Origin of the sequence: Natranaerobius trueperi, assembly GCF_002216005.1 — a bacterium.
Taxonomy (GTDB): Bacteria; Bacillota; Natranaerobiia; order Natranaerobiales; family Natranaerobiaceae; genus Natranaerobius_A; species Natranaerobius_A trueperi.
In genome coordinates this window covers 1-15,394 of sequence record NZ_NIQC01000040.1, presented here as the reverse complement: position 1 = coordinate 15,394, position 15,394 = coordinate 1, and the positions used below count along the sequence as shown (strand labels likewise).

The 15,394-nt window shown below is 33.3% G+C and carries 20 protein-coding genes, 1 tRNA gene and 1 rRNA gene; 3 read left to right on the top strand and 19 right to left on the bottom strand.

The genetic code is table 11. The features are described 5' to 3' along the window. Positions 1–171 precede the first annotated feature (171 nt). Positions 172–1,215, bottom strand: coding sequence for a M42 family metallopeptidase (locus tag CDO51_RS12095; protein ID WP_089024488.1), 1,044 nt, complete (start codon positions 1,213–1,215; stop codon positions 172–174). A 148-nt stretch (positions 1,216–1,363) separates the two neighbouring features. Here CDO51_RS12095 and CDO51_RS14505 point away from each other — a divergent pair, with 148 nt between their 5' ends. The 3 genes from CDO51_RS14505 to CDO51_RS14495 are packed head-to-tail and all read left to right on the top strand — an operon-like array spanning position 1,364 to position 2,706. Further along, a complete protein-coding gene (locus CDO51_RS14505) occupies positions 1,364–1,915 on the top strand; it encodes a transposase (RefSeq protein ID WP_205842262.1) in 552 nt (183 codons plus the stop codon). A gap of 4 nt (positions 1,916–1,919) precedes the next feature. After that, complete coding sequence (locus CDO51_RS14500; RefSeq protein WP_205842261.1) at positions 1,920–2,087, top strand: hypothetical protein; 168 nt, start codon at positions 1,920–1,922, stop codon at positions 2,085–2,087. After that, positions 2,080–2,706: a transposase gene (locus CDO51_RS14495; RefSeq protein WP_205842260.1), complete on the top strand. Its 627-nt coding sequence runs from the start codon at positions 2,080–2,082 to the stop codon at positions 2,704–2,706. The genes CDO51_RS14500 and CDO51_RS14495 overlap by 8 nt, the downstream gene beginning before the upstream one ends. Positions 2,707–2,831: 125 nt before the next feature. On the opposite strand, the gene CDO51_RS12085 is transcribed toward CDO51_RS14495, so the two are convergent. From CDO51_RS12085 to rrf, 18 genes are all read right to left on the bottom strand, one after another. Beyond that, positions 2,832–3,641 (bottom strand): M55 family metallopeptidase, encoded by an 810-nt coding sequence (locus CDO51_RS12085; RefSeq protein ID WP_158212456.1) that lies wholly within the window; start codon positions 3,639–3,641, stop codon positions 2,832–2,834. Between the two features lie 16 nt (positions 3,642–3,657). Further along, positions 3,658–4,662 carry an asparaginase gene (locus CDO51_RS12080; protein ID WP_089024486.1) on the bottom strand — a complete coding sequence of 335 codons (1,005 nt, stop codon included), beginning with the start codon at positions 4,660–4,662 and terminating at the stop codon, positions 3,658–3,660. 18 nt (positions 4,663–4,680) lie between these two features. Next, complete coding sequence (locus CDO51_RS12075) at positions 4,681–5,676, bottom strand: D-cysteine desulfhydrase family protein (RefSeq protein ID WP_158212455.1); 996 nt, start codon at positions 5,674–5,676, stop codon at positions 4,681–4,683. 60 nt (positions 5,677–5,736) lie between these two features. Beyond that, complete coding sequence (locus CDO51_RS12070) at positions 5,737–6,087, bottom strand: type II toxin-antitoxin system PemK/MazF family toxin (protein ID WP_089024484.1); 351 nt, start codon at positions 6,085–6,087, stop codon at positions 5,737–5,739. Positions 6,088–6,092: 5 nt separating this feature from the next. Then, positions 6,093–6,347: a CopG family ribbon-helix-helix protein gene (locus tag CDO51_RS12065; RefSeq protein ID WP_089024490.1), complete on the bottom strand. Its 255-nt coding sequence runs from the start codon at positions 6,345–6,347 to the stop codon at positions 6,093–6,095. A 195-nt stretch (positions 6,348–6,542) separates the two neighbouring features. Continuing rightward, entirely contained in the window at positions 6,543–7,715 is a 1,173-nt protein-coding gene (gene alr / locus CDO51_RS12060; protein ID WP_089024483.1) for an alanine racemase, read from the bottom strand. 71 nt (positions 7,716–7,786) lie between these two features. Beyond that, on the bottom strand, positions 7,787–8,023 hold the full coding sequence (locus CDO51_RS12055) for an ACT domain-containing protein (RefSeq protein ID WP_240503572.1): 237 nt from the start codon (positions 8,021–8,023) through the stop codon (positions 7,787–7,789). Positions 8,024–8,045: 22 nt separating this feature from the next. Beyond that, positions 8,046–8,264, bottom strand: a complete 219-nt coding sequence (locus CDO51_RS12050) for a hypothetical protein (RefSeq protein ID WP_089024481.1) — start codon at positions 8,262–8,264, stop codon at positions 8,046–8,048. Positions 8,265–8,369: 105 nt separating this feature from the next. Continuing rightward, positions 8,370–9,398 carry a hypothetical protein gene (locus tag CDO51_RS12045; RefSeq protein ID WP_089024480.1) on the bottom strand — a complete coding sequence of 343 codons (1,029 nt, stop codon included), beginning with the start codon at positions 9,396–9,398 and terminating at the stop codon, positions 8,370–8,372. A 43-nt stretch (positions 9,399–9,441) separates the two neighbouring features. Then, positions 9,442–9,885: a CBS domain-containing protein gene (locus tag CDO51_RS12040; RefSeq protein WP_089024479.1), complete on the bottom strand. Its 444-nt coding sequence runs from the start codon at positions 9,883–9,885 to the stop codon at positions 9,442–9,444. Next, positions 9,867–11,459: an NAD(P)H-hydrate dehydratase gene (locus CDO51_RS12035; RefSeq protein ID WP_158212454.1), complete on the bottom strand. Its 1,593-nt coding sequence runs from the start codon at positions 11,457–11,459 to the stop codon at positions 9,867–9,869. Before CDO51_RS12035 ends, CDO51_RS12040 begins: the two co-directional genes overlap by 19 nt. A gap of 132 nt (positions 11,460–11,591) precedes the next feature. Continuing rightward, entirely contained in the window at positions 11,592–11,990 is a 399-nt protein-coding gene (gene nifU, locus CDO51_RS12030; protein ID WP_089024477.1) for a Fe-S cluster assembly scaffold protein NifU, read from the bottom strand. A gap of 17 nt (positions 11,991–12,007) precedes the next feature. After that, on the bottom strand, positions 12,008–13,186 hold the full coding sequence (nifS, locus tag CDO51_RS12025; protein ID WP_169710446.1) for a cysteine desulfurase NifS: 1,179 nt from the start codon (positions 13,184–13,186) through the stop codon (positions 12,008–12,010). Beyond that, positions 13,179–13,622 carry an RrF2 family transcriptional regulator gene (locus CDO51_RS12020; RefSeq protein ID WP_089024476.1) on the bottom strand — a complete coding sequence of 148 codons (444 nt, stop codon included), beginning with the start codon at positions 13,620–13,622 and terminating at the stop codon, positions 13,179–13,181. Before CDO51_RS12020 ends, nifS begins: the two co-directional genes overlap by 8 nt. Positions 13,623–13,770: 148 nt before the next feature. After that, on the bottom strand, positions 13,771–14,145 hold the full coding sequence (gene acpS, locus CDO51_RS12015) for a holo-ACP synthase (protein WP_089024475.1): 375 nt from the start codon (positions 14,143–14,145) through the stop codon (positions 13,771–13,773). A gap of 13 nt (positions 14,146–14,158) precedes the next feature. Continuing rightward, positions 14,159–15,061 carry a glutaminase A gene (glsA, locus tag CDO51_RS12010; protein WP_240503570.1) on the bottom strand — a complete coding sequence of 301 codons (903 nt, stop codon included), beginning with the start codon at positions 15,059–15,061 and terminating at the stop codon, positions 14,159–14,161. Positions 15,062–15,174: 113 nt separating this feature from the next. Then, positions 15,175–15,249: transfer RNA gene (locus CDO51_RS12005), tRNA-Asn, on the bottom strand. A gap of 13 nt (positions 15,250–15,262) precedes the next feature. Continuing rightward, positions 15,263–15,379: ribosomal RNA gene (gene rrf / locus CDO51_RS12000) — 5S ribosomal RNA — on the bottom strand. Positions 15,380–15,394: the final 15 nt, after the last annotated feature.

Here is a 15,394-nt window from a genome sequence, read left to right as displayed (position 1 = left end):
AGACCGAGAGTTTGCATCAGGCTTCCTTCAGACTCCACCTCACGATGGACGCCCTTGCCATTTGCTAACAGTTCCTACCACCAAGCCTGTAGCGGACTTTCACCGCCTAGCTACCGCCCATGCAGGGCAAACTGAAAAGGTACCTCAATACATTTGAGGTACCTTTTATTATTAACTATATTTTAGATTATCAACATTCACTTCTTCAATAAATGTTGTAACTAAATCAATAGCTGCTTTTAAATCATCTTTATGAATCATTTCATTTACTGTATGTACATATCTACAAGGTATTGAAATTGACCCTACAGGAATCCCTGATTTAGTTCTTTGGATTCCTCCTGCGTCAGTACCTCCTTTAGCTAGTATTTCCATTTGATGTTGTATATCTTTTTCACTAGCAAGGGTTTTTAGAGTTTTTACTACATTGTGATTTGCTATAGATGCAGAGTCCATTAACTTAATTGCTGCACCATCTCCAAGTTTAGTTACTTGCTCAGCTTCTTCTCCACCAGGAATATCAGCAGCAATAGTTACATCAATTGCAATACCTACATCAGGCTCAATATCAAAAGAAGATGTTATTGCTCCACGTAAACCAACTTCTTCCTGGCTAGTTGCCACAAGATAAATGTCTGCTTCATGATCTTTTGCGTTTTTAGCAGCTTCTAACATTGCAAATACTCCTACTCGATCATCAATAGCTTTACTTGTATAGGTTTCTCCTAATTCTAAAAAGTCTTGTTTTAGGGTTACAGGGTCTCCTATTTCAACCATTTCTTTAACCTTATCTGCAGGCATTCCTAAATCAACAAAATAATCCTTTACTTGTGGTTGTTTCTTCTTTTCTTCAGCTGATAATAAATGAATTGGTTTAGTACCAGGTGCAATATTTCCAACTAATTCTTCTTTTCCATGAACAACACAGCGTTGAGCCATAAGTGTTCTAGGGTCAAATCCCCCTACAGGATGTAATCTAATAAAACCATTCTTATCAATATGTTTCACAATAAAACCAATTTCATCCATATGGCCTGCAAGCATTATCTTTTTATTACCTGTTCCCTTTTTAACTCCAATTAAACTTCCTAAAGCATCCACTCTTACTTCATCACAAAATTCATTCATCTCTTTTTTAATTACTTCCCTAATTTGTTCTTCTCTACCAGGTATTCCTGGTGTTTGAGTTAACTTCTTAAATAAATCTACATTCATAGATAATCCCTCCTAAATTTAATTTATTTTTAGCTCCCTGCAAAACTCAAAACGTCTGCCATAAGAGGATTTTACAGGGTATTTCAACAGGAACCCCTCCACTTCATATCGAAATATTGATTAGGAATATTTCTTGGGAGGTGATCCTGTGAAAGATCAAATTTCTTTCTTTGATTACTCTGATGAGTTTCAAAAGTTAGATTCTCATTCGAAACTCAAGAAACTTTCTCATTACATAGATTTTGCTGAAATTATTCCTCAGCATGTAAGAGATCGTTATTACAATCAAACAGGACGACCGCCTTACTCTATTGAATCCATGCTTTCTGCTTTAATAATTCAAAAGCTTGTTTCCATACCAACGGTTGAGCTTTTGGTTAGCTTTCTTGAACTTTCAAGACCGCTTAAGAATCTATGCGGCTTTACCGATTCTGTTCCTAATCCTTCAACTTTTACTCGATTTAAACAAAAACTAAGTGAGGAAGATTATAAAGAAATATTACATAAGTTAGTTGAATTAACTGAACCCTATTTGAGGAATGTTGACCCTTTTGATTCAACCCTTCTCGTCCTTGATACCACTGGATTCGAGATCCCTGTTAAAGAGAACAATCCTAAATATTTCTATTCTCTTAAAAGAAAGGTCGAGAAGGGAACTCCTAAAAGACCTGAACATGAATTAATTGCACAAAACTATTAGTAAAATGCCTAAACGTTCTAAAGCTGAGCCCAAGGCTAAACTTTCTTACACCAATGGTCATTTTGCTTACGCTTTTACTGGTGCTGTATTGACAGATAGGTTTGGTGTTATTAGAGATATTGAACTTTTTGAGGGAAAAGATTCTACTACTTTAAAATCCCATAATGAATAGCTTTAAGAAACGTCATGATATTCAAAGATACAATATTTTTACAGCTGATGCCGGCTTTGATAGTACTGAAAATTATCGCTTCTTGATAAAAGAATGTTCTTTAAAGCCAGTAATTAGTAAAAATCGTAGAAACTCTAAAAAACTAGGTGAAAATTTTAATGAACATGGTATTCCTGTTTGCCCTAAAGACAGTAGCCTTATTTTCAAATATGATGGTTATTGTAATTCACTCAAAAGAATCAAATGGGTTTGCCCTTTAAATAGAAAGCAAGGGACTAAACGTTATAGTAAATGTTCTAGTCCATGTACTGAGTCAAAGTATGGACGGGTAATTTACACCTATCCTAAAGACAATTATCGTTTTCATACTCCTATTCCAAGAGGTTCTAGACTTTGGAATAGGGTGTACAAGAAAAGAGTAGCATCTGAACATGCTATCTCTAGACTTAAACTACCACTTAATCTAGGGCAATTAAATGTTAGAGATTTTCATAGTGTTTTTTCTAAATTTGCGTTATCTGCTATTGCTCAAAATATTGTTGCTTTAATTGCTTGTAGATCTGCATTTAATGAAAAAATCAGATCAATCCGTTGGATTGCTGCTAAATTATTAACTTGAGGAGTGATTCATCTTTTACCTTAGACTTTAAAATTCAAAGAGATTTGATTTTTAAAAATCCCTTTAAATCAAATTCGGGATTTTAAATCTTTTTTAGTTAATTAGTTTTGCAAGCGCCTATTAATTTATTTTACTAACCTTAGCATACACTGTAAAGCTTTATAGATTACTTTCAGGTCCTTATGTGTATATTTTACTGTTTTTTTGTCTAGCTTACTTTCAGGTAAAAAAGCTGCACATTCTGCTTGCCCTCTATCTTTAAAAGTAACACTTAACTCTATTGGTGAAGTTACAGAAGTAGGGATCAATTTCTCTAAATCTGTTACGGTTCTATAAGCTTTCTCCTTAAGCTGCTTATAAGCTTGTTCTGGAGTTATACATTTTGCTGAATATCGTGAGAAAGCTGTTTTAACTTGGACTGTATTGACTTCAGGTCCTAAAAGAGTTTTAGCCTCTTCAATTACTTTATCATCACCTGTTACAAGTCCAATAGGTACCCCATAATAGCCAGCTAACAAACTATTAAAACCCGCTTCTCCTACTTCATTACCATTCAAGCGAATTTCTCCCACTACACTTCCACTATATGAGTGAGATAAAACTCCTGGGTTTCCCTCTTTTGAGTGGTACCCTATTAGAAAAGCCACATCAAATTCTTCACTTAACCCAGACATCATACCATTTAATTTAGGTGTACCTGTAATTAATTCTGCTTCAGGTTCTAATTCTTCAATCAAAATATTTGTCATTGGACCATGGGCATCATTAACTAATACTGAATTTGCTCCTCCTTGAAAAGCTCCTCTAATAGCTGCATTTATTTCATTAGTCATAAGTTTTCGTGCCCGTTGATATTCGTGGTTTTTTTGATGAAGATATTCTTTGTCTACAATACCCGAAATCCCTTCTAAATCAGCAGAGATATAGACTCGCATTATATAACTCCTCTCCTTAAAGATAATCGAGTTTAAACACAGGTTTAATTTCCCCAACCTTTTCTTTTTTAGCATTAGTAATGTTCTGTGTATAGTATTTTTGTAAATCACCTAGTTCATCATCAGTAATTGCTTGTAATTGACGTAAAACTTCTAAGGTTATTGTCGAAATAGGTTCATTAGATCCATCTTCAACCTTTATAGCTACTCCTAATTTTTTGTGTGGTATAGCAAAACAAAACACACCTTGAGCTCCACCTTTTGCAATAATCTTTCCTTTTGTTGATTGCATTAATTCTGTATTAAACTTCCCTATACCTGATACCATTTCTGGATGTTTGGTCATAGCTTTTTGTACGATATGAAGAGAAAGGTTTATATCTCTAGGAAGTTTTTCATCATTAAATCTACTATAAGCATAAGCCATGTTTTTAATAGGCATCCCATAAACAGGTACGCCACAACCGTCTTTTGCTATATAGACGTTTTCTAGTGAAACATCAGTCAATTTTGATATAATATCTATCATCAGTTTTTGTATGGGATGATCTTCTTTCCAGTAATCCTTTCTTTTTTCTTGGATTAACTCTTTTAAAGCAAGCATACCTGAATGTTTACCTGAACAGTTATTATATACTTCTGTTGGATCACTATTTTCACGTATCAAACGATTTCTTACCTCTTTATCACCAGGTGGATGTGTTCCACAAGAAAGATCACTTTCCTGTAAACCTATCTTTGATAATATTTCTTTAACTGTTTCTGTATGTATATTTTGAGCCATATGTGAAGCACACATAACAGAAATCTCTTTTAGATTTAAATCATATTTTTCTATCCCACCTCTTTGAATTAGGGGAATAACTTGAAAAGGCTTAGCTGCACTTCTCCAGTAAGTAACTTTATTCGGATTACCAACACTAGCCACTAAATCACCTTTTTGATCTACAACCGCAATAGTCCCCTTATGCACACTTTCCACCAATTGTCCTCTTCGTTTATGAATCAGACTTTGCCCCAAACTCGACCCTCCTTTTGTTTATAATTGATCTTGATAAGCAAAAATTGCCGGCACCCCTCCAGTGTGTAAGAAGATTATTGAATCATTAGAAACTATTTTGTTTTCTGTTAAGTCTAAAAGTCCTGTCATAGCTTTTCCTGTATATACCGGATCTAATATAACACCTTCTGTTTTTGCAATCAGTTTAATGCTTTCAATAGTCTGTTGATCGGTTTTTCCATAGCCTGGTCCAATATAATCATCATATATAGTTGGTTTTGGTAGGTTCTGTTCACGAAAATCTTCTTTAATATCAAGAAAATCTAATGTTTCATTAATTATGGCTTCAACTGTCTCTGACATAACTGTACTATTTCTAGTAACACTTATACCTATAACTTTGAAATTCAAATTCCATATCCACTTAGCAATCAACAGTCCAGCCATTGTTCCTCCAGAACCTACTGGAAGAATTACAGCAGTGTTTTTGATATCTTTATATTCTAACTGTTCCCCTAACTCTTTACCAGCTCTAATATAACCTAATGTACCAATTTCGTTAGAACCACCCAAAGGTATTTTATATGGAATATTTCCATATTTTTTAAGACTAGTCTCAAGTTCTTGTATTTTATTCTGAATTTCAAATTCATCTGTTACTAAATGTATATTCGCATCCATTAAATTATTTAATAATAAGTTACCATTTTGTCGAAATTGAGATCTTTCTTCTCCATATTTTAGCACTAACTCGGATTTTAACCCATACTTCCTTGCAACAGCTGTAGTTAGTCTAGCATGATTTGATTGAATGCCTCCTGTTGTGATTACAGTATCAGCACCTTTTTGAATTGCATCATAGATGAGATATTCAAGTTTTCGGACTTTGTTTCCTCCTAAACAAATACCCGTTACATCATCTTCTTTTATATAAATACTAGATTCATTTTCTCTAGATAGATTATTCAAATTTCTGAAAGGTGTAGGTTCAGAAACTAGCTTAACTCTATTTTGCAAAAAATTAAGAACTTTCAAGTGATCACCCTTCCTTTTATACTTTAAAAACACAAAAAACGCAGTGTACTACACTACGCTTTAAATATCTACTAAACCTAAACTTATTTTCAATGCTTCATCTATTTTCTCCATCAAATTTTTATCAATATGAGTAATTTTTTCTTTTAATCGTTGTTTATCTATTGTACGTACCTGTTCGAGCAAAACAACAGAATTTCTATCTAAATTATACTTATTCGCTGTTATTTCAACATGAGTAGGTAATTTAGCCTTTTGAATTTGAGAGGTGATAGCTACAACAATCACCGTAGGACTATAACGGTTCCCGATATCATTTTGTACCACCAATACTGGCCGAACTCCACCCTGTTCAGAACCTATAACTGGGCTGAGATCAGCATAGTATACGTCTCCTCGTCTAATAGTCAATTCGCTCACACTCCACTCACCAATTCTTCCGTTAATTGATCAGCTTCATTTTCGGCCTCTAGAGCTTCATTGGCCAGTTCCAAATTGATTTCTGCCATTTCTTCGTATCCTTGTTTCATATATTCTCTAATATTATTCTTTCTCCTTTCCTCTATATATAAGCGCATAGCTTTTCGCACAAATTCACTTCTACTTCTACACTTCTCTGAGGAGACAATACCATCTACTTCTTTTAATAATTGTTCTGGTAAACTTATCATAATTCGTTCTGTTCTAGACAAAATTACTCCACCTCCCAAACTACAAAACACTAAGTAATACAAAATATTCCTTAAAACTATAGGGTTACTAATCTAATTTTAAGGATGGCACAATCAAAATTATATCTTTTTATCTATAAAAACGCAAGAAATAATATAACACTGCACATACTAGTATTAACAATCGTGGGATAACTAATTCATTTTACTAGTTAGAGATTTCTTTTTAACAACTCTGTTATTTTTTAGATACAGTCTAGGAACTCTCTTATCAATCATACACACAACTTCATAATTAATTGTCCCTAATTTATCAGCAATTTCATCTACTGTTATTTCTTTACCTCCTTGATTACCAAAAATGACCACTTCATCGCCAATATTTATATTAGATACATTATTTGCTATGAACATGCATTGATCCATACAGATTGATCCAATTACAGGGACACGAATTCCTTTAATTAGTGCTTCACACTTGTTAGTTAAAATTCTTGAAAAACCATCTGCATACCCAATGGGTAATGTACCTATTTTGCTTTCTTGGTCTGTAATATATTTTCTACCATAACTAATTGAAGTACCCTTCGGAACTATCTTAAGGAAAGCTACCTGTGATTTAAGAGTCATAACAGGTTTTAAATCAACAGTTTTACGCATATGGGGTGATGGATATAATCCATAGAGTGCTAATCCTACTCTAACCATATCAAAGTGTGTGTCTTGTAAATCAATCGTCGCCGCACTATTAGCAGAATGCTTTATTGGGATGTTAATTTTTTCTTCTTGAAGTGAAGTTAAAATATAATTGAAAGAATCAAGCTGTCTTTTAGTATAACTTTTATCTTTATCATCAGCAACAGAAAAATGAGTAAAAATTCCTTCCACCTTTAGGTATGGTAGCTCGTTTATAATTTTAACAAATTCTACTGTCTCATCTGGAGTAACTCCAACTCTTCCCATACCAGTATCTACTTTTAAATGAACATAAGCAGTTCTACCCATATTAACTGCTCGTTCTGAAAATGCTTTAGCTACTTCATAAGTGAAAATTGTGGATGTTATACCATATTTAATACAAGCATCTGCATGATCAGGCGGTGTATACCCTAAAACTAGTATAGGTGCAGCTATTCCTGCTTTTCTAAGTTCAATAGCTTCTTCTAACATAGCTACCCCTAAATAATTAGCACCTTTATTTAATACTTCTTTTGCAACTTCTACTGCACCATGTCCATATCCATCTGCTTTAACAACAGCCATTATTTTTTTACCTTGTACTAATTTTTTTATTTGTTGAAAGTTATGAGAAAGGTTGTCCAGGTCTATTTCAGTAAATGTTGGTCTTATAGGAATTAAATCTGACATAATCTCACCTCAATTAGATAAGGTTATGGCTTCTTTATCATTATATTCCAGGTTATAATGAATTATCCTTCCTAATTCGAATCTTTTTGACCTACAACTTCAACAGATTTTACATTCTGAAGCTGTTCTATATTTTGAATCACAGTCTGAATATCTAATATAAGAAATTGTGTGTCAAAAAATATTGATACATTTGAAACTCCATGAATTGGTATACCTTGATTTATTGTTAAAACATTAGCTCTAGCTGCCGCTAATACTTTTAGGACCTCTGCTAGTGCTCCTGATCTATCATTTAACATTATCACTACACTCAATATCCTATTTCCATTACTTTATAAAAAGTGAAAATATGATCTTGTATTTATAATAGGCGCTTCTACTCATTCCAACATCTCTTACAGCTTGTGAAATATTATAATTTGAACTCCCTTGCAGTAATTCTTTAACTTTAATAGTTTTCTTTAAAGCTTGTGGTAATACAGATTTACCAACCAAAAAATAATTTTCTTTTTTATTTTCAGTAACATTTTTTTGGAGCCTTCCCATATTTTAAGTCCACCATCTTTGTTCAAATTTTCGCATTTTTGTTAATTATACCACAAGGCTTTATCACTTTAAATAAGATAGGCCATAGCAAAACTATGGCCTATCTTATTTAATAGAAGAGACAAATTCTAAAATTTTATCAAGCCCCTTGGGACTTATAATAATTAATCTTAACTGACTTGTTTGCATCCAGGTAACCATGTTAAAGTTTTTGTCATCAAGGTACAATAACTCTTGTTCTTCATACTTAATATATTCATAGTCATGTAATTCACTAATAGATTTAAATTCGCTTTTGTCATCATCTAACTTATTTTGAATTAATATAATATTTTCCTTCGTGTCATTACCTTTTAAAAATCCCATAGAAACCCAGTTTGTAACTTCACAAACATGTGTTGACTTCAAATCATAATCTGTTGTTTTGGGTAGATATGGTTCAAAGCTAATAGATAGTTCTGAAAAATCTTCTTTATCGAAAGTTTGTAACTGACAGCTTGGTTTAAAATGACTCTTAAAAGCCATTTTAAGTAACTTTTCATCAAAATCATCAACTGTAACCGTGGATTTATCCAGAGTAGCTTTTTTATATTTAACTTCTGCATAAGGTGGTCGATCAACTTCTCTATATAGTTTTAACTTAACTGGTTTTAGACCATTATCGAGTTCTAGTTGAAAGTATTGGATTCCCTTTTGATTATAGTTTACAGTTAGCAAGTAGTTTGAATCTTTTTGTTCAACTTCTACATCAGTCTCTTCATTTGCTAACACCTCAATTACTTCATAAAAAAGAAAGGAAAGTTTATTTGGTAGTTCACCCCGTGGTATTTTATAGTGTTCTTGTAAACCCATATGAAAAATGCTGACTTCTTCTTTTTCAGTTATAAAAATTTGTTGGTCCTCAATATTTTCAGAAAATATATCAACTCTTAATTTATCTGGATTTAAAAATCTCTCCTCAATTTCGTATTCCCTTAACTTATCATGATCTATATCTCTTATTTTCAGTTTACCTTTAAGATGATAATCATTTAATTCCTCTAAATTACCTTGTGCCCATTTGTGAACTTCATCTTCAGTTAGACTTTTACAAGCTGGTAAAAATAAAATAATTAAGATAAAAAGACTTAACACAACTATAGCTTTAGGTGTAGATATTTAATACACCCCCATTATACTAAGATAATGCCCTAATAACATCCGCTCTACTAACAATTCCTATTAATTTTCCTTTTTCTGTTACTAGTACTCTTTTTATCTCTTTTTGATCCATAAGAGTTGGTAATTCTTCAACGGGTGTATCGGGGGTTACTGTTACAACATCTGTACTCATTAATTGGACCACTTTTGTTGCAACATATTTTTGTAATTGCTCAAAATATTCATCTTGGCTCTCTGTAAAAATTATTCCACCTAAAAACTCAATATAACCAGGTGGATCAATTTTTTTATGCTTTCCTAGTAGATCACCTTCAGTAACTATACCCATAATCCTGTTATCTTCATCAATTACTGGAAGTCCGCTTATATTTTTCTCAGACATAATTTTTGCAGCTTGATCTACTGTTGTCTCTGGAGAAACAGTAATCAATTCTTTTGTCATTATATCTCTTGCAAACATTTTATTCTCCCCCTTCTTTTTTTAGAACTCTTATATTCCTGTAAATAACATAAACCTTTAGACAAATTATTCACTAAATCCCCAGCTTTCATTCCATATACTCCTAGTGACTCTTTTGCTAGGTCACCAGCTAATCCGTGTAAATATACACCTAAAATAGATGCTTTTTTAACACTCAAACCTTGACCAATTAATGAAGTTATAACGCCTGTCAATACATCACCACAACCTCCAGTTGCCATACCTGGATTACCAGTGTTGTTAATATAAAGTTCTTTTTCAGGCGTGGTGATAATGGTTGGAGATCCTTTTAAAACTACTACACTATTCCAATCGCATGCAAACTTCAAAGCTAATTCAAAAGAATTATATTTTATCTCTTCTATAGTATATCCAGTTAACCTACTAAATTCTCCGATATGTGGTGTGACAACTTTTTCTGCTTCTGTAATTGCTAAAAGTTCACTTTCGTCTTGTAGTACATTTAAAGCATCAGCATCTAATACCAAAGGTTTAGTTGAATTTTTTAGTACACTTTTAACTACTTTTTTTGTACCTTTATGCTGTCCTAAACCTGGGCCTATAGCTATTACATCATAAGATTTTACAATTACTTCATCGATTTCTGTAATTTTTCCGTTATCAGACGGGAGACCTAAAGTCATCACTTCTTCTGTTAGCTTTGATTGTACAGTTTGTACTTCTGATTCTGGTACTGCTAATGTAGTAAGCCCACTACCAGACATAAGTACTCCATGAGCAGTTAAAACACCAGCTCCTAGCATATTTTTAGAACCAGCAATAATTAGCGACTTTCCAAAATCACCTTTAAAAGAATCTCCCTTTCGTTTTGGTATCAGAGATGAAATCGTTTCCATAGTTAAAAAGCGATAATCAGATGTAACACTATTTGTAACCCATTCCGGTATCCCAATTGGAGCAACATATAGCTTTCCAACGTAACTTTTAGCTGGATATAGTAGTAACCCTACCTTTGGTAAAGCGAATGTTATAGTTATATCAGCATCAATTGCGACACTTTCAACAGCTCCAGTATGACCATTAACACCTGATGGTATATCAACACTAATTACAATATTTTGATCTATTTTAGCTTCATTGACTATTTCGATACTTGTTTTGTGTGGTTCTCTTGGTTCTCCAGTTAACCCAGTCCCTAATAAAGCGTCAATTATTACATCTGCTTGAGTAGTTAAATTCTTTATATTAGAAAAGTCATTAATCTCTTTATGTATTGTTATATCGTCTCTTTTTCTTATTATTTCCCAGTTAGTTCTCGCATCACCTGTTAAATTCTCTTCCTTTCCTACGAAAAATAACTGTACATTTATACCTATACTCGCGAGTTGTCTAGCAATAGCAAAACCATCTCCACCATTATTACCTGATCCTGCTATTATAACAATCACAGGGTCATTAGTTGAAAGTTTTTTCAGGACAATATTTGTAACAGCATTTGCTGCGTTTTCCATCAAAATAACTCCAGGAACACTAGCATCAGAGATTGCTAAATTATCAATTTGATTCATTTCTTTAGGTGTTACGACTTGCATCTTATCACCTCCCATCATGAACCTTATTTATATAATTATATAAAAATAAAATAGTACCTCCTAAAAGTACCATTAAATAAAAAAGCTCTCCTCACGGTAATATTCTGTACCTTAAGGAGAGCGATTACTAGTTTAATGATGATGTTCATCTGAGTCATCTTCAGTTTCTTCACCTAAGTAATTCTTTATTGCTTTATGAAGTACATCAGCTGCTATATTAGAACAATGAAGTTTGTTTTTTGGTAGACCATCTAGCTCTTCAGCTACATCTTTATTAGTAACCTTTAAAGCATCATTAATATGCTTACCTTTTACCATTTCTGTAGTAATACTACTAGTTGCAATTGCCGCACCACAACCAAATGTTTTAAACTTTATATCTTCAATTTCCTCATTTTCATTAACTTTGATTGTTATTCTCATTATATCTCCACAAGTTACATTTCCTACTTCTCCAATTCCATTTGCATCTTCTACTTCCCCCACATTTCTTGGATTTTCAAAATGATCCATAACTTTATCATTATACATAAATACCCCTCCAATTATTAACTGTAATTAGCTTCTTTACCTTTCCACAGAGAAGACATTTCTCTAAGTCGATTAATTACTTCAGGAATTGCTTCTAATACATACTCAATTTCTTCTTCAGTATTATCTTTACCTAGAGTAAGTCTTAGTGAACCATGAGCTGTTTGATGACTTAACCCCATAGCCATTAATACATGTGAGGGATCTAATGACCCAGATGTACATGCTGAACCACTTGAAGCTGCAATTCCTTTCATATCTAAATTTAATAGTAGCGATTCACCTTCTATATACTCAAAGCTCACATTTACATTACCCGGAAGACGTTTTTCTGGATGACCATTTAGCTGTGTATCTTCAATAGAAGTTAATTCTTTAATTAATCGATCTCTTAAGGCTGTAATTTTTTTGCTTTTTAATTCTAGTTCAGAAACTGCCAAAGAAATTGCCTTTCCAAGTCCAACAATTCCAGCCACATTTTCAGTTCCTGGTCGTATTTTTCGTTCCTGTGCTCCTCCGTGAAAAATCTTATCTAGCTTAGTACCTTTTCGTATATAAAGTGCACCAATTCCTTTTGGACCGTACATTTTATGAGCTGATAGTGACAACAGATCTACTGCTAACTCATCAACGTTTACTGGAATACTACCTACAGTTTGAACAGCATCACTATGAAACACAATATCATGTTCTTTGGCTATTTTAGCTAGCTCTGCGATAGGTTGTATAGTTCCTACTTCATTGTTTGCATGCATAATTGTGATAAGAATTGTATCTTTACGTATCGCTTCTTTTAAGTTATTAGGATCTAACAAACCATTGTTATCAACAGGTAGATACGTTACTTCATAACCCTTTTTCTCCATAGCCTCACAAGTATCTAAAACAGCGTGGTGCTCGATCTGTGAAGTAATAATATGTTTTCCTTTATCTTTTAATTTTTCAGCAACTCCTTGGATAGCTAAATTATCAGCTTCAGTACCACCGGAGGTAAAAAGTATTTCATCAGAATAAGCTCCGATTGCCTGACCAACTTGTTCTCGAGCATCTTCTACAGCTTTTCTAGCATCTCTACCAAAGCTGTGTATACTTGATGGGTTTCCAAAATTACCTTGAAGGTAGGGCGTCATTTCTTCGAATACTTCAGATCTAATAGGAGTCGTTGCTCCATGATCTAAGTAAATCCTTTTATTCATTATAATCGCCTCCTGACTTTTCATTAGAACTATCTGATACTAAGTCCTCTAAAGTAAATTCATCTAAGACTTCTGTAATTCTGTCTCTTAATTCCTTCCATACATTTCGAGGTGCACAAATAGAAGATCTATCACAATCATTGTTCTCACTGTTATCTACACAACTTACAGGTGCAATTGGACCTTCAACTACTTTTATTATATCTCCAACAGTTATATTATTTGGAGGTTTAGCTAAAACATATCCACCTTTAGCTCCTCTTAAGCTTTTAACTAGATAATGCTTCTTTAAATCTAAAAAAATTTGTTCCAAGTATTGGTAAGATATACCTTCAATTTCACTTATTTCCCGTAATGATAGCGGACCTTTTTCGTAATTATATGATAATTGAACAAGGGCTCTGACTCCATATTGACCACGTGTGGAAAGTTTCATTTTTAACACCTCACATTAGTAACACACTTATTCATTAGTAATTTAATAAGGAATTAAAACAAAAAAATATAAATTAATTCTTACGATTTTTATAAGAATTAATTTAATTGTAAGTTTTTTTAAACTAAATGTCAAGTGTTCTCAAACATTACTTCCATAAAATCGCATTAGCTACAGCCGTTTCTTTTGAATGTGAAATTGATAGGTAGATTGCTGAAATATGGAGTTCCTTGGAGTACTCTAAAGCGTAACCATATAAATTTACTTGAGGCTTTCCATGACAATCAGACCAAATATCTATATCTTTCCAGTTCACTTTACCTAGACCTGTCCCTAGAGCTTTTCCAATCGCTTCTTTCGCAGCAAATCTACCTGCTAAAAACGAGTATATATTAGACTTTTCATTTAATGTTTTCTTTTCATTTTTAGATAGTATTCGTAAGGAAAATTTTTCAGGCCTTCGTTGATATGCTAATTGTATACGTTTCAACTCAATTACATCAATACCTATTCCAATAATCATATTTACACCTTCTTTAGTAAATGCTTAAATCTAATTTTTCTATTAACTCTTCAAGTACATCAAAGCCTACAATACTAGTACCTTTAGTGTTTAGAGAAGGGCCATAAAAACCAATTCCCATTCTATTTGGCACTACACCTAAAATACCTCCTCCGACACCACTTTTAGCTGGTATACCCACCCTCCTAGCAAATCTTCCTGACTCATCATAAAAACCGCTCATTGCCATAATAGTTCTAACTTGTCTACATACCATAGGAGGGATTAATTGTTCACCAGTTAGGCTTTTACCATCTTGAGAGTATACAAGCGCAATATTAGCTAAATCACTAGCTGTTAAAGAGATTGAACAATGTCTAAAATATGTATCTAAAACATCTTCAACTTCACCTAATAATACATTAGCATCTTTTAAGTAATATGCTAAAGATATATTTTTGTTTCCAGTTCTTCTTTCAGAAATAAACACCTCCTCATTTACACTAATTTCAGGGTTGTTAGCTAGTTTTCTAGTAAAATTCAATATACGATCCATTTTTTCTTGAGAGGTTTTACCATTGATTAAAGAAGTCACAACAATGGCACCAGCATTTATCATAGGATTTGGAGGATAAGCAGAACTAATCTCTAATGGTAGGATAGAATTAAATTTATCTTCTGTAGGTTCCGCTCCAACACGACTAAAAACAAAATCTTCTCCTTGATCTAATATAGCCATAGTAAGAGTGATTATTTTAGAAATACTTTGTATAGTAAACGGTAACAAATAATCACCAGAATTGTACCTAGACCCTTTTATATCTATAATGCTAATACCTGCTAAATGCTGTTGGGGATTAGTTAACGCTGGTATGTAAGACGGTAAACTTCCTTGCTGACATAAAGGTCTATGCTTTTCTATCAGTTCATCTAACAAACCATTTTCAAGTGAATAAGTAATATTAAAACCCCCTTAAAATAAAAATAAGACCTATCTTTAGGTCTTAGTATAACAGATTATTTACTAAATATTAAACTTAAAATAAAAAATGGCTCCCCAGGCAGGATTCGAACCTGCGACCTACCGGTTAACAGCCGGGCGCTCTACCACTGAGCTACTGAGGAACATTTATATAGTGCCCAGCGAAGACCTACTCTCCCAGGAGCTTTCGCTCCCAGTACCATAGGCGCAGGAGGGCTTAACTGCTGTGTTCGGCATGGTAACAGGTGTATCCCCTCCGCTATTTTCACCGGGCTAGAAATCAAATAT

Bases quoted from the DNA above. Each gene is read 5' to 3' on its own strand.
- CDO51_RS12095 (WP_089024488.1), bottom strand. From the start codon at position 1,215: ATGAATGTAGATTTATTTAAGAAGTTAACTCAAACACCAGGAATACCT.
- CDO51_RS14495 (WP_205842260.1), top strand. From the start codon at position 2,080: ATGAATAGCTTTAAGAAACGTCATGATATTCAAAGATACAATATTTTT.
- CDO51_RS12050 (WP_089024481.1), bottom strand. From the start codon at position 8,264: ATGGGAAGGCTCCAAAAAAATGTTACTGAAAATAAAAAAGAAAATTAT.
- CDO51_RS12035 (WP_158212454.1), bottom strand. From the start codon at position 11,459: ATGCAAGTCGTAACACCTAAAGAAATGAATCAAATTGATAATTTAGCA.
- nifS (WP_169710446.1), bottom strand. From the start codon at position 13,186: ATGAATAAAAGGATTTACTTAGATCATGGAGCAACGACTCCTATTAGA.
- CDO51_RS12040 (WP_089024479.1), bottom strand. From the start codon at position 9,885: ATGTTTGCAAGAGATATAATGACAAAAGAATTGATTACTGTTTCTCCA.
- nifU (WP_089024477.1), bottom strand. From the start codon at position 11,990: ATGTATAATGATAAAGTTATGGATCATTTTGAAAATCCAAGAAATGTG.
- CDO51_RS12065 (WP_089024490.1), bottom strand. From the start codon at position 6,347: ATGATAAGTTTACCAGAACAATTATTAAAAGAAGTAGATGGTATTGTC.
- alr (WP_089024483.1), bottom strand. From the start codon at position 7,715: ATGTCAGATTTAATTCCTATAAGACCAACATTTACTGAAATAGACCTG.
- CDO51_RS12085 (WP_158212456.1), bottom strand. From the start codon at position 3,641: ATGCGAGTCTATATCTCTGCTGATTTAGAAGGGATTTCGGGTATTGTA.
- CDO51_RS14500 (WP_205842261.1), top strand. From the start codon at position 1,920: ATGCCTAAACGTTCTAAAGCTGAGCCCAAGGCTAAACTTTCTTACACC.
- CDO51_RS12020 (WP_089024476.1), bottom strand. From the start codon at position 13,622: ATGAAACTTTCCACACGTGGTCAATATGGAGTCAGAGCCCTTGTTCAA.
- acpS (WP_089024475.1), bottom strand. From the start codon at position 14,145: ATGATTATTGGAATAGGTATTGATGTAATTGAGTTGAAACGTATACAA.